The organism is Kitasatospora sp. A2-31, from assembly GCF_022288725.1.
Lineage (GTDB): Bacteria > Actinomycetota > Actinomycetes > Streptomycetales > Streptomycetaceae > Kitasatospora.
Map to the genome: position 1 here is coordinate 211,387 of NZ_JAKNTA010000011.1, position 13,032 is coordinate 224,418.

14 protein-coding genes and 1 pseudogene are annotated in these 13,032 nt (G+C 73.2%); 6 read left to right on the plus strand and 9 right to left on the minus strand.

Annotation, left to right across the window (positions count from 1 at the left end; genetic code table 11):
* Window positions 1–97 precede the first annotated feature (97 nt).
* Both MCM47_RS28245 and MCM47_RS28250 read left to right on the plus strand, forming a co-directional pair.
* Entirely contained in the window at window positions 98–1,432 is a 1,335-nt protein-coding gene (locus MCM47_RS28245) for a glycosyltransferase family 1 protein (protein WP_238864517.1), read from the plus strand.
* A pseudogene (locus MCM47_RS28250) lies at window positions 1,429–2,187 on the plus strand (glycosyltransferase); the annotation flags it as partial. The gene MCM47_RS28245 and the pseudogene MCM47_RS28250, both read left to right, overlap by 4 nt.
* A gap of 201 nt (window positions 2,188–2,388) precedes the next feature.
* Here the strand turns inward: MCM47_RS28250 and MCM47_RS28255 are convergent.
* The 5 genes from MCM47_RS28255 to MCM47_RS28275 form a co-directional block, all read right to left on the minus strand.
* Window positions 2,389–2,763 carry a hypothetical protein gene (locus MCM47_RS28255; protein WP_238864518.1) on the minus strand — a complete coding sequence of 125 codons (375 nt, stop codon included), beginning with the start codon at window positions 2,761–2,763 and terminating at the stop codon, window positions 2,389–2,391.
* A 228-nt stretch (window positions 2,764–2,991) separates the two neighbouring features.
* A complete protein-coding gene (locus MCM47_RS28260) occupies window positions 2,992–3,309 on the minus strand; it encodes a roadblock/LC7 domain-containing protein (protein ID WP_238864519.1) in 318 nt (105 codons plus the stop codon).
* A gap of 157 nt (window positions 3,310–3,466) precedes the next feature.
* Complete coding sequence (locus tag MCM47_RS28265; protein ID WP_238864520.1) at window positions 3,467–4,522, minus strand: hypothetical protein; 1,056 nt, start codon at window positions 4,520–4,522, stop codon at window positions 3,467–3,469.
* A 220-nt stretch (window positions 4,523–4,742) separates the two neighbouring features.
* Window positions 4,743–5,126, minus strand: coding sequence for a hypothetical protein (locus MCM47_RS28270; protein WP_238864521.1), 384 nt, complete (start codon window positions 5,124–5,126; stop codon window positions 4,743–4,745).
* 743 nt (window positions 5,127–5,869) lie between these two features.
* Entirely contained in the window at window positions 5,870–8,269 is a 2,400-nt protein-coding gene (locus MCM47_RS28275; protein WP_238864522.1) for an excinuclease ABC subunit UvrA, read from the minus strand.
* Between the two features lie 190 nt (window positions 8,270–8,459).
* Between MCM47_RS28275 and MCM47_RS28280 the strand changes: the two genes are divergently transcribed.
* The 3 genes from MCM47_RS28280 (at window position 8,460) to MCM47_RS28290 (ending at window position 10,648) form a co-directional block, all read left to right on the plus strand.
* Complete coding sequence (locus MCM47_RS28280; RefSeq protein ID WP_238864523.1) at window positions 8,460–9,140, plus strand: VOC family protein; 681 nt, start codon at window positions 8,460–8,462, stop codon at window positions 9,138–9,140.
* A 1-nt stretch (window position 9,141) separates the two neighbouring features.
* Complete coding sequence (locus tag MCM47_RS28285; protein ID WP_238864524.1) at window positions 9,142–9,474, plus strand: TfoX/Sxy family protein; 333 nt, start codon at window positions 9,142–9,144, stop codon at window positions 9,472–9,474.
* Window positions 9,475–9,922: 448 nt separating this feature from the next.
* Window positions 9,923–10,648 carry a S9 family peptidase gene (locus MCM47_RS28290; RefSeq protein ID WP_238864525.1) on the plus strand — a complete coding sequence of 242 codons (726 nt, stop codon included), beginning with the start codon at window positions 9,923–9,925 and terminating at the stop codon, window positions 10,646–10,648.
* 17 nt (window positions 10,649–10,665) lie between these two features.
* Here MCM47_RS28290 and MCM47_RS28295 read toward each other — a convergent pair whose 3' ends face one another.
* The gene (locus tag MCM47_RS28295; protein WP_238864526.1) at window positions 10,666–11,073 is read right to left on the minus strand and encodes a RidA family protein; all 408 of its coding nucleotides are present in this window, start codon (window positions 11,071–11,073) and stop codon (window positions 10,666–10,668) included.
* 97 nt (window positions 11,074–11,170) lie between these two features.
* Here MCM47_RS28295 and MCM47_RS28300 point away from each other — a divergent pair, with 97 nt between their 5' ends.
* A complete protein-coding gene (locus MCM47_RS28300) occupies window positions 11,171–11,572 on the plus strand; it encodes a helix-turn-helix domain-containing protein (protein ID WP_238864527.1) in 402 nt (133 codons plus the stop codon).
* Window positions 11,573–11,679: 107 nt separating this feature from the next.
* Here MCM47_RS28300 and MCM47_RS28305 read toward each other — a convergent pair whose 3' ends face one another.
* The 3 genes from MCM47_RS28305 to MCM47_RS28315 form a co-directional block, all read right to left on the minus strand.
* Window positions 11,680–11,853, minus strand: coding sequence for a hypothetical protein (locus tag MCM47_RS28305; protein WP_238864528.1), 174 nt, complete (start codon window positions 11,851–11,853; stop codon window positions 11,680–11,682).
* 193 nt (window positions 11,854–12,046) lie between these two features.
* Window positions 12,047–12,208, minus strand: coding sequence for a hypothetical protein (locus MCM47_RS28310; RefSeq protein WP_238864529.1), 162 nt, complete (start codon window positions 12,206–12,208; stop codon window positions 12,047–12,049).
* Window positions 12,205–12,486 (minus strand): hypothetical protein, encoded by a 282-nt coding sequence (locus MCM47_RS28315; protein ID WP_238864530.1) that lies wholly within the window; start codon window positions 12,484–12,486, stop codon window positions 12,205–12,207. The genes MCM47_RS28310 and MCM47_RS28315 overlap by 4 nt, the downstream gene beginning before the upstream one ends.
* Window positions 12,487–13,032 lie beyond the last annotated feature (546 nt).

The following is a 13,032-nucleotide window of genomic DNA, read 5'->3' on the forward strand; positions in this document are numbered from 1 at the left end:
GCGGGGTCGGCGAAGCGAGGGAATTCGCCGACCCCCGTTCGTTTGTACGACAGATCCCTTTGGCCGGGTGCACGCCGGACGCGGACAGAACACCGGCATGCGCGTCGTCATCGTCACCGAATCCTTTCCGCCCGAGGTCAACGGAGTCGCCCACAGCGTGCTGCGGACGGCCGAACACCTGGTCCGCCGGGGCCACCAGCCCCTCGTCGTCACTCCGGCGCCCGCGCGTGGTGCCGACTGCCCGCCGCACATCTTCGGGACCGGGTCCACGGCCGCCGAGCTGCCGGTGGTCCTCATCCCCTCCGTCCCGCTGCCCGGCTACCCGCAGGTCCGGATCGCCCTGCCGAGCCGGCAGCTGACCGCCGCGATCGCCGGGCACCGGCCCGATGTGGTCCACCTGGCCAGCCCGTTCGTGCTCGGCGCACGCGGCATGCAGGCCGCCGCCCGGCTCGGCGTCCCGGCCGTCGCGGTGTACCAGACCGACCTCGCCGGGTACGCGCACGCCTACCGTGCCGGGCGCGGGCTCGGGGAGGCCGCCGCCTGGCACCGCATCCGCGCCATCCACGGCGCCGCCGCCCGGACGCTCGCGCCCTCCACCCCGGCGGCCGCGCAGGACCTCACCGCGCACGGCGTCCCCCGGGTCCGGCTCTGGCCGCGCGGGGTCGACTCGGTGCGGTTCCACCCGCGCCACCGCGACGAGGCGCTGCACCGGGCGCTCGCCCCCGGCGGGGAGGTGCTGGTCGGGTACGTCGGGCGGCTCGCGCCCGAGAAGCGCGTCGACCTGCTGGCCGCAGCCTCGGCACTGCCCGGCGTGCGGGTGGTGGTGATCGGCGACGGACCGTCCGCGCCCGGACTCGAGGCCGCGATGCCCGGCGCCGTCTTCCTCGGCCGGCGTACCGGCGACGAGCTGGCGCGCTGCTTCGCCACCCTGGACGTGTTCGTGCACACCGGTCCGCTGGAGACCTTCTGCCAGACCATCCAGGAGGCGATGGCCAGCGGTGTTCCGGTCGTCGGGCCGGCCGCCGGCGGCCCGCTCGACCTGGTCGCCCACCACCGGACCGGCCTGCTCGTACCGCCCCGGGACCGCACGGCGGTCGCCCGGGCCGTGGCGGCCCTGGCCGCCGACCCCGCGCTGCGGGCCGCCTACGGCCGCGCCGGACGGGCGGAGGTGACCGCCCGCACCTGGGAGGCGGTCGGGGACATGCTGCTGCAGCACTACGCGGAGGTGCTGGCGGAGCACCGCGGCGCAGCCGTGTCCGGTGTCCCCGTCGCCGGTATCCGTGTGCCGGGGGAGGGCCGCCCCGGGGACGGCCGGAGCACGCAGCCCGTACCGGCCGCCCCCGGGGCCGTCACTCCGGCCGTGGCCGCAGCGCCTGCCGTGGGCAACCCCGCGCCGGACGCCCCCGCAGCGGCAGAGGGATTGCCCGCATGACCGGGCGAGGCGACTCCCTGCGGATCGTCCGGGTGGCGAACTTCGTCACCCCGGTCTCGGGTGGACTGCGCACCGCCCTGCGACACCTCGGCGCGGGCTACCGGGCCGCCGGGCACACGCCCGTCCTCCTCGTCCCCGGCGAGCGGCGGACGGAACAGGAGACCGACCAGGGCCTGGTCGTCACCCTGCCCGGGCCGGTCCTCCCCGGCAGCGGCGGCTACCGCCTGCTCACCGACCGGCGGGCGGTCGCGCACGAGCTGACCCGGCTCGCGCCCGACCGGCTGGAGGTCTCCGATCGCACCACCCTGCGCTGGACCGGCGCATGGGCGCGCCGACACGGCCTCCGCTCGGTGATGGTCTCGCACGAGAGCACCACCGGGCTGCTCCGCACCTGGGGCCTGCCCGCCCCGCTCGCCGGCGCGGCAGCCGACCGGCTCAACACCCGCACCGCGCGGGCGTACGACACCGTGGTCTGCACGACCGACTGGGCCGCCGCCGAGTTCCGCCGGCTGGGCGCACGGAACCTGGCGCGGGCGCCGCTGGGCGTGGACCTCGCCGCACTGCGCCCGATGACCGCCCCCGAGCGCGCGGACGAGCGGGCCCGGTACGCCGACCCGGGCCAGGTGCTGCTGGTGCTCTGCTCGCGGCTCTCCGCCGAGAAGCACCCCGAACGGGCCGTCGACGCCCTCGCGGAGCTCCGGGCCGGCGGGCTCCCCTCGGTCACCGCGTTCCTCACCGCCCACGGCGCAGCACCGGATGCGCCGGGGCGCGAGAGCCCGGAGGAGGAGGGCAGTGAGCACGAAGGCACTGTGCAGACGGGCCATCAGGGGAAGAGCACGGAGGAGCAGGGCGCGGAACCGGCGCACCTCGCGCGACAGCGCCGCGCACCGGACGGTGTTCCTGGGCGACACTGGGCGCATGCAGAACGGGCCTCCCCAGGGGTCGGAGCCCAGCCGTCAGACCTCCAGATCGTTCTCGATCTTCGTCAGCTGGTGGCGTGCCATGGCGAGGTTGGCCCGGGCCTTGTCCAGTGCGAGGTAGAGGAACAGGCCCTTGCCGCTGCGGCCGGTGAGCGGGCGGATCAGGTGGTACTGGCTGCTGAGCGTGATGAGGATGTCCTCGATCCCGTCGCCCAGGCCCAGCATGTCCATCGTGCGCATCTTGGCCCGGACCACGTCCGTGTTCCCGGCAGCGGCGACGTTGAGGTCCAGCCCGCCCGCGCCGTCGAGGGTGGCGAGCGCCATCCCGCTGTTGTAGTCCACCAGGGCGGCGCCGATGGCGCCTTCGATCGCGCTCATGGCCTGCTTGAGTGCGCCGGGTGCGTCCGTCATGTCGGTTTCTCCAGTTCGTTCGAAGGGGGTGTTCGAGGTTGGTCGAGAGGGGGGTGGTCGGAGGACAGGAAGGTCGGGAGGTCAGATGGGTGGTCGGATGGTCAGGTGGTCGGGTGGTCAGGTGGTCAGGTGGTCGGATGGTCGGGTGGTCGGGTGGTCGGGTGGGTCAACGGTCGGGGATCGGCCCGCCGGGCCGCCCCGCCGGGCCGGGGCCGCCGCCCGGAGAGGTCAGCTCACCTCACGCGGTTCCCGGGTCTCCTTGGGAGCGAGGGAGTCGTTGATCAGCGCGGCGATCCGCTGGGCCGAGCGGCGGGCCTCCAGGTGCAACCGGCCGACGTTCACGTCCGGGTGCGCCAGCAGCGTGAGCACGCAGCTGCCGCCCGCGCCGTAGGTGGCCACGTAGCCGTACTCGCCGCGGACCAGCGACTCCCGGAAGTCGCCCTGCCCGGTGGCGTCGGCGAGGCGCTGGGCCAGGCTGAGGGAGGCGGCGGTCATGGCTGCCACCCCGGTGGGCTCGGTCCCGTGGGTGTCGTGTGCGACCAGCATGCCGTCCACGCTCGATCAGTTGTCTCCTTCCGACACGCTGCTTGAGCGCCCGCCTCATGGCCGAGAGGGCGGGGTCGCGGGCGGAGAGAGGTTCAAAGTCGGGCCTCCAGAAGGGTTCGGACCCGGGTCAGCAGCGCGATGTCCGGGTCGGTGACGGTCAACGGGTGGGCCGCTGCCGGGGTCGGTGGGCGGATCGGGGAGGGCGGACGGGCGGAGCGGGCGGCCGGCGGGAGCAGCCCGGCCAGCGCGGCACCGGGCACCCGACGGTGCAGGCCGCCCCCCCGCCGCCGCGGCCCGCGCCGAGGGGCGTCGCGCCCCGGGGTGGCGACCAGTCCTGCGGCGGCGAGCCGCCGCACGTCGGCCGTGACGGCGAAGGCCGAGCGGCCGAGCAGCCTGGCCAGCTCCGCCGGGGTTCTTCGGCCGTCCGCCTGGTCGAGCAGCTCGCACTGGCGCCGCGTGGGCGGGCGCTGACGGCCGGCGCGGTCACCCGGTCCGGCCACCACTGCCCGGCCCCCGGTCGGGCACACCGGTGCGGCGTCGAGCTGCGGCCAGGGCCAGATCCGGTCCAGCAGGCGGCGCCGGCGCTCCACCTCGCGGCAGAGCAGAGCCGCTGGGCGCTCACCGCCGAGACCGGACCGAGCCAGTGCCGGACACCCGGTTCGAACAGCCAGTCCTCGGTACCGGGTTCACCGTCGTCGGCCGCGGCCCCGACCTGCCCGCCCCCGGGCCCGCCCTCACCGAGCCCGCCCTCATCGAGGCCGCCCTCACCGAGCCCGCCATGACCGGACGCGCCACGACCGAACCCGGCGGCCCCGGGGGCACCGCCGTCCGGTCTCCCGACCCGCAGGCCCGCCTCCGCCGCACGGGGCGCGGCACGGCCCGCCGTCAGGACGCAGTACGCGGCGTCGAACAGGACTCCGAGGTGGCTGACCTCCAGCTCACCGCGGGTGAGCCGCCGCTGGTCCACCAGAGCGCCGGCCACCAGGCCGTACGGACCGAACGCGCCGACCATGTCGTGCCATGCCTCCGGGGCGATCCTGCCGCTCCGGGTGAGCAGCGCGGCCAGGTCCGGGGCGAGGTCCGACTCGGCGTGCACCACCAGACCGTCGGTGAGGTAGACGGCGCCCGCCGGTCCGCGCAGCACGCCGGTCGCGCGCTGGTCGGCCAGCCAGCCGACGGCGGCCAGCGCGTCGGCGGCGGTCACGGTCGTCACGCCGACCACCGGGGAAGCCGAACGGGACGGGAGCCCGGGAGGGAGGGGGACCGGAGGGCGCCGGCAGCCCGGAAGTCCCGGAGGAGCCGGAGCAGTCGGTGGGCGCGCCCGAGGCGCGCGGCCCCGCCGGTCCGGCCGACGTGGCGACGACCACGGGTGCTTGGCCGAAACATGACGCCTCGCCCGCGCACCGCGCCCGGCGCGTTCGCTGACTCGTTCGTCATCCGAGCACCAGTTCCTCGGCGAGGGTCTGGAGGCGGTAGCGAGCCGCGGCGAGGTTGCCGTCGATCCGGTCGAGCCAGAGGTGCAGGACGAGCGGACTGTCGAAGACGGTGTCAATGAAGCAGATCAGGTGGTAACTGCGGCCCGCAGTGACGATGATGTCCTGCAGCGGTGCCCGCACGTCCTCGGAAGCGGTGAAGGTCTGGCCCTCAACGGCCGCCCGCACCAAGTCGGTTGCCTCCGCCGCCGAGGTCTCGTGGTCTCCCGCGGGGCTGACGCCGAGGCTGCCGAGGGCGAGTCCGCTGCTCCAGTCGATGAGGCTGGCTGCACGGGCGCCGGCGATCGCCATCGCCCCGGACAGGCATTCGTCGATACCCGGCACTCGGGCTCCTTCGGAGGGTTGGGGCAGCCGGTTTCACTCGGCCGGCGCCGGCCGGACCACCACGAGCAGTGGCGGGTTCGACACGGAAGGCTACTGCCGGATTCCGTATGACGAACATTCCAATGGCATATTCACACCAGAAGCACTGGTTTTCGGCCAACCTGTGACGGCTCATCAGCACAGCGTGACCGGCAAATGCCCTGGCCGTGCCCGCTGCGCAGATCCGCCCCGTCGAGCCACCTGGGGCGGGACCTTGGCCGGTACTCGGCCACGCCAAACGGTTTCGGCCACAACCTGCGATAGGACAGACCTTCGGCGCCGCCCCGCAGCGGCTCACCCCGAACCGGCTCTGCCCGCACCGGGCCGACCCGCACCCGACCCCGCCCCTTCGGCACGAGCCCCGGCGCGGGCGAGCACCGGCGCGGGCGAGCACCGGCGCGGGCGGATACGCACGCAACGCACCACGACGACACAGCGACACAGCGACACGACGGCGACATGGCGACGGCACGACGACGAGGGGCCGTTCCAGTGCGGAACGGCCCCTCGGGTGGAGCGCCAGGCCCGGGTTGAACGGACTCTCCCTACTGAAAGTAGGACGTGCTCCGGTAGCACCACTGACGCCTGTTCGAGAGGACGTTCCCTCTCGACGAGAAGAACAGTAGCAGGGCATCACGCCTGCTCAGAAATCACTCGGCAGCCGACAGGGGGTGGGCCGCCCGGGCGGCGGCCGCACCCGCCCCTCAGGCGCCGACGTACTCCGCCAGGTGCCGGCCGGTCAGCGTGGAGCGGGCCGCGACCAGCTCCGCCGGAGTGCCTTCGAAGACGACCCGGCCCCCGTCGTGGCCGGCCCCGGGCCCCAGGTCGATGATCCAGTCGGCGTGCGCCATGACCGCCTGGTGATGCTCGATGACGACGACCGACTTGCCGGAGTCGACCAGCCGGTCGAGCAGACCCAGCAGTTGCTCCACGTCGGCGAGGTGGAGGCCGGTGGTCGGCTCGTCGAGGACGTAGACACCGCCCTTCTCGGCCATGTGGGTGGCGAGCTTGAGCCGCTGCCGCTCGCCGCCGGACAGTGTGGTGAGCGGCTGGCCGAGGGTCAGGTAGCCGAGCCCGACGTCGGCGAGTCGTCCGAGGATGCGGTGCGCGGCCGGCGTGCGGGCCTCGCCGTCGCCGAAGAACGCCTCCGCCTCGGCCACCGACATCGCGAGCACCTCGCTGATGTCGCGGCCGCCGAGCCGGTACTCCAGCACCGACGCCTCGAACCGCCTGCCCTCGCACTCCTCGCACGTGGTGGCGACGCCCGCCATCATCGCCAGGTCGGTGTAGACGACGCCGGCGCCGTTGCAGGTGGGGCAGGCGCCTTCGGAGTTGGCGCTGAACAGCGCGGGCTTCACCCCGTTGGCCTTCGCGAACGCCTTGCGGACCGGGTCGAGCAGACCGCTGTAGGTGGCCGGGTTGCTGCGCCGCGAGCCGCGGATCGCCGCCTGGTCGATCGCGACCACGCCCGTGCCCTCACCGCCCGCGCCGCCGGTCCCCGAGCCGGATGCCCGGCCGCTCACCAGCGACCCGTGCACCAGCGAGCTCTTCCCGGAGCCGGCCACGCCGGTGACGACGCACAGCACCCCGAGCGGGATGTCGACGTCGACGTCGCGCAGGTTGTTCGCCGACGCACCGCGGATCTCCAGCGCACCCGTGGCCTTGCGGACCGTCTCCTTGAGCGCCGCCCGGTCGTCGAGGTGGCGGCCGGTGACGGTGCCACCGGCCCGCAGGCCGTCCACGGTGCCCTCGAAGCAGACCGTGCCGCCCGCCGCACCGGCCCCCGGTCCCAGGTCGACGACGTGGTCGGCGATCGCGATCATCTCCGGCTTGTGCTCCACCACCAGCACCGTGTTGCCCTTGTCCCGCAGGCGCAGCAGCAGTTCGTTCATCCGCTGGATGTCGTGCGGGTGCAGCCCGATCGTCGGCTCGTCGAAGACGTAGGTGGTGTCGGTGAGGGAGGAGCCGAGGTGGCGGATCATCTTGACGCGCTGCGCCTCGCCGCCGGACAGCGTGCCCGAGGGCCGGTCGAGGGCGAGGTAGCCGAGGCCGATCTCGACGAAGGAGTCGAGGGTCTGCCGGAGCGAGGCCAGCAGCGGCGCGACCGACGGCTCGTCCAGCCCGCGGATCCAGGCGGCGAGGTCGCTGATCTGCATCGCGCAGGCGTCGGCGATGCTGATCCCCTCGATCTTCGAGGACCGGGCGCCCTCGTTGAGCCGCGTGCCGTCGCAGTCGGGACAGGTGCCGAAGGTCGTCGCCCGCTCGACGAAGGCGCGGATGTGCGGCTGCAGCGAGTCGACGTCCTTGGACAGGAAGGACTTCTGGATCTTCGGGATCAGGCCCTCGTACGTCAGGTTGATGCCGTCGACCTTGATCTTGGTCGGCTCCCGGTGGAGCAGGTCGTGCAACTCCTGCTCGGTGAACTCCCGGATCGGCCTGTCCGGGTCGAAGAAGCCGCAGCCGCGGAAGATGCGGCCGTACCAGCCGTCCATGGTGTAGCCGGGGATCGTCAGCGCGCCCTCGTTGAGCGACTTGCCGTCGTCGTACAGCTGGGTGAGGTCGATGTCGGAGACCGTGCCGCGGCCCTCGCAGGTGGAGCACATGCCGCCGGTGACGGTGAAGCTGCGCCGCTCCTTGACGGTCTTCCCGCCGCGTTCGAGCGTGATCGCGCCCGCTCCGGTCACCGAGGGGATGTTGAAGGAGAACGCCCGGGACGAGCCGATGTGCGGCCGGCCGAGCCGGCTGAAGAGGATGCGCAGCATCGCGTTGGCGTCGGTGGCGGTGCCCACCGTGGACCGCGGGTCGCCGCCCATCCGCTGCTGGTCCACGATGATCGCGGTGGTCAGCCCTTCGAGGACGTCGACGTCGGGCCGGGAGAGGGTCGGCATGAACCCCTGGACGAAGGCGCTGTAGGTCTCGTTGATCAGCCGCTGCGACTCCGCGGCGATCGTGCTGAACACCAGCGAGCTCTTGCCTGAGCCGGACACCCCGGTGAACACCGTCAGCCGGCGCTTCGGGATCTCGACGCTGACGTCCTTCAGGTTGTTCTCGCGTGCGCCGTGCACGCGGATCAGATCGTGGCTGTCGGCGGCGGCCATGCTCATCGTCTCTCCCCTTGTCCCCTCGTCGGCCTCGGCACCTCGTCGGCGGGACGCGCCGGACTGTCTTCGAGCATGCGTTCGAATCAGGCGTACGCTGGACGCATGCGCAACACCGTCGCTCTCCAGCCCTCACTGTTCGACGACGCCGGACAGAGCGGGATCGTGGGAGTTCGTCGAGCTGGACGGCTACACCGTGGCGACGCTGCGCGGGGCGCAGGTCGCCGGAGTCACCCGGCCGGGCGGCGGGAGCGGCACCGCGACGGCCGCCGAGCCGCCGGCCTGGACGACCTGCCTCGCGGTGCACGACGCCGACGGGGTGGCCGGGGCCGTCCGGGCGGCCGGCGGTCTGATCGCCCGCGAGCCCGCGGAGGTCGCCGAGCTGGGCCGCACCGCCCTGGCCGTGGACCCGCTCGGCGCGGCGTTCGGCCTCTGGCAGGGCCGGCTGAACCCGGGCGCGGGCCTGGTCAACGAGCCGGACACGTTCACCTGGAACGAGCACCTGTCGCCCGACCCGGACGCCGCCCGCGCGTTCTACCGGCAGGTCTTCGGATACGGCTACGACAGGCCGGCCGGCGACTACACCCTGTTCCGGGTCGACGGCCTGCCGGGCGGCGGGATCGGCGGCAACCCCGGGGTCGATCCGGCGGGCCCGGCAGCGTACTGGGCGGTCTACTTCGCCGCGGCCGACACCGACCGCACGGTGGAGCGGGCGCTGCGGCTCGGCGGTACCGTGCTGGACGGCCCGGAACCGACCCCGTTCGGGCGGGTGGCGGTGGTGCGGGACGACGACGGTGCGGCGTTCACCCTGATCGCCGGCCCGTCGGGCGGCAGCGAGGCCGGGAACGACCTCGACGACACGGCGGAGGCGGCCTGAGATGACGGATCCGGACCCTACGGCGGAGCGGTTCGCCGAGCTGGTCGAGGAGTTGGAGCCCCTGGCCGGCGTGACCGGTCCGGGCGCGGGCGGGCGGCGCTTCGGCTCGGACGCGCTGAAGGCGGACAACCGCATCTTCGCGATGCTCTCGGCCGGCCGGCTGGTGGTGAAGCTGCCGCGGACCCGGGTGGACGAACTGGTGGCGGCCGGCGAGGGCCGGCACTACGACGCCGGACGCGGCCGCCCGATGAGGGAGTGGCTCGCCCTCGACCCGGCGTCCGCGCTGCCGTGGGGGCAGCTGGCCAGGGAGGCCTACGCGTTCGTCCGCCGGTGAGCGGCGGATCCCGAGCCGGGAACGCGAACGGGGCCCGGCACCCTCACGGGCACCGGACCCCGTCCGACGATGGAGCGCCAGGCCCGGGTCGCACGGACTCTCCCTACTGAAAGTAGGGCGTGCTCTGGTAGCACCACTGACGCCTGACGAGAGATCATCTCCCTCGCGACGAGAAGAAGACTAGCAGGTCAGCGCCGGTGAGCCCAACGTGCTCCCCGCCACCCGCCCACCCTCCCGGAGCCGGGAACGCGAACGGGGCCCGGCACCCTCACGGGCACCGGACCCCGTCCGACGATGGAGCGCCAGGCCCGGGTCGCACGGACTCTCCCTACTGAAAGTAGGGCGTGCTCTGGTAGCACCACTGACGCCTGACGAGAGATCATCTCCCTCGCGACAGGAAGAACGATAGCAGGTCAGAACCCCTGCCCGGACCGAGGAAGAACTGCACGTGACCGCTCTTCACCCCGCCCCGCCCGTAGTCGTCGAGTACGCCCCCGGCAAGCTGATGGACGTCCACCGCCCCTCGTCCGGCGGGGGCCCCTTCCCCGTCGTCCTGCTCTGGCACGGGAGGGGCCCCGACGAGCGGGACGTCATGCGCCCGCTCGCCCTCGCCACGGCCGAGCTCGGCCTGCTGGTGCTGGTCCCCGACTGGCGGTCCGACGAGGAGGACGGCGGCCGGGCCCACCTGCTCGCCTCCTTCGAGTACGCCCGTCGGCACGCGGCCGCCCACGCCGGCGCTCCGGACCGCTTCGTACTGGCCGGCTGGTCAATGAGCGGTCGGGAGGCCGTGGCCCTCGCCACCCACCCGGACACCCCCGCCGAACTGCGCCCGACGGCCGCCGTCGGCATAGCCTCCAGCTACGAGCGGACCGCCGTCACCACCGGCGGCTCCCCGCTCGCCCACCTCTGCGCCCACCCCTCCCCCGTCCCGGTCCGGCTCGTCCACGGCATCCGCGACGAGATCGTGCCCGCGGACCGGAGCCGCGAGCTGAGCACCGCCCTTGCGGCGCGGGGCGCGCACCACCTCCTGGAGTCGGACTCCGACCACGCCGGGGTGATCCTCACCGAGTACGACCCGGCCGTCGGCCGCTGCGTGCCCGCCGCGGCCGACCACGCCGTCCGCGCCGGCCTCGCCACGGCCCGCGTCCTCGCAGAGGCGGCCCGCCTGGGCTGAGCCACGGGCCCGTGACTTCAGTCCAGGACGGCGGTGGCCTCGATCTCGACCAGGTGCTCGGGCGCGGCCAGGGCCGCCACGCCCACCAGCGTGGCCGGCGGCACCGGCGCGGTGCCGAGCTTCGCAGCCGCCCGGGAGATGCCGTCCAGGAGCAGCGGCATCTTGTCGGGGGTCCAGTCGACGACGTAGACGGTCAGCTTCGCCACGTCGTCGACGGTCCCGCCGGCCGCGGCGAGGGCGGTGCCGACGTTGAGGTAGCACTGCTCGACCTGGGCCGCCAGGTCGCCCTCGCCGACCGTGGCGCCCGCCGCGTCCCAGGCGACCTGCCCGGCGACGAAGACCGTCCGCGAACCGGACGCGATCGCCACCTGCCGGTAGACGTCGATGCTGGGCAACCCGTCGGGGTTCACCAGGGTGATGGCCATGCCGCCTGCCTCTCGTGCTCTCTTGTGGTTACTGGGAAACCGTAGGAGAGTGGCCACCGACCTGGAAGAACGCACTTTTCGGTGACTGAGGAACCTCATGGTGACCAAGCAGCTCAGCGGCTCGGAGAAGGACGAGGCGGATGTCACGCGGGCGGACTCCCTGGCGCGGGAGATCTTCTCGGACATCGCCAACAAGTGGGCCCTCCTGATCATCGAGGCGGTGGGCGACCGCACGCTGCGCTTCACCGAACTGCGCAACGCGGTCGAGGGCATCAGCCACAAGATGCTCACGCACAACCTGCGGCTGCTGGAGCGCAACGGTCTGGTCGAACGGACCGTCTACCCGACGGTTCCGCCGCGCGTCGAGTACACGCTCACGGAGTCGGGCCGGGCCCTGCGGACGACGGTTGCGGGCCTGTGCGACTGGACCCACCGCTACCTCGGCGCCATCGAGACGGCCCGCCACCGCTTCGACGAGGAGACCGTCCGCAACCGGTGACACACCCTCGCCACCGAGCGGCAAGAGCGCCTTCACACCGCACGCTGACATGGGTGAGGCGGCCCCCGGGACCGGGGGCCGCCTCACCCATGTCGCGTCGACTGGACCTACTGCTTGCCGCTCAGGCGGCGCAGCTCCTCCAGAACCGCCGTCTGCCCCGTCACCAGGGTCTCAAGCATCCGGGCATGCTCCGCCTGCCCGGCGATGAGGACGCCAACGGCCTCCGCGAGGCCGGTCACCGCCTGGCGCTGCTCGATCCGGTCCTCCCGGATCGCGTTCACCGCCTGGGTGTACCCACGCAACGAGGTACGGATCTCGCTGCCCGGCCTGACTCCCAAGGTCAGTCGGCCCGCAAGACGCGCGAGACGTAGATGCGCGGCGGGTCCGAGTCCTCGTTCACCGCGTACTCCACCAGCCCGAGATCCCGTCGCAGCGGCGACGAGTGCATCCCGGGCCGGCCCGGGACCGGCATGCTCAAGTGCGGGAAAGGGTTCTCCCGTAGGTCGACGAGGAACGCCACCACGGCGGAGAACACGTCGGGGCCGGCGTTCCGGGATCGCCGAGGAACTCCTCGACGACCGGGGAGAGGGTGATCGGGTCCTCCTCGTCGTCCGGGAACTCGCTGAAGTCGCTCACAGGGCCCCGAGACGACGCAGAACAGCGGACGCGGAAGTGCCCGGGGCGGTGCCGGCCTGGACGGCTGCGTGGATCCTGTCGCCTTCCGGGTCGCGGTACAGCTCCGCCCGCAGCCACCACCGCTTCAACACACCGCCGATCGTCTCCACGTCGGCCTCACCCATCTCCCGGTAGAACTCCATCCGCTGCGCCGGCGGCAACGCCGCGGCAACACCGTCCTGGGTACGCGGAATGGGCTGCTGGCCGTCGTGGTGGCCGTGTAGGGGTGCTGCGCTCACTGTGTCCTCCGGGCGTCTCGTGCGGGCGGGACCGGTACCAGTGTCCCCCGTCGAAGGCTCCTGCCGGTACCCGGGTTCGCCCAGCCCCTTTGAGCCGCTGGCCGATGTCCCCGGAGACGAGGCGCGGCATCTGGTACGCGTGCCAGCCGACCGGTTCCCGTCGTTTCACTACCGGATCTGGTGGGTGAGGACGACGCTCGCGGGGATGGTCCGAGCAGCGCACCATATGGTTCGGTGCCCCCGCTGGCGAGCGTGCTTGTGTGAGTAGTGAAGGTGGAGCAGGGCTGCGACCTGCAGGTTCTCGGGTGCCTCCCGTTGCGGGAGTCAGTGCTGGATCTGCAGGAGCTGTTGCTTGGTCCATCCGTCGCCTGCCGGGGTGAGCGCGGTGATCCGGTCGTTGGTGAGGTCGACGAGAAGCTTCGGCTTGGCCTCCTGGCGCGACCAGTAGTCCGTGATGTCACCCTCGAACAGAACCTCGCCGCACCGGACCCACGGACGAGCCGGCAGGTCGGTGGAGCGCGCCGGCCGGCCCCGGGGCGGCGGGCG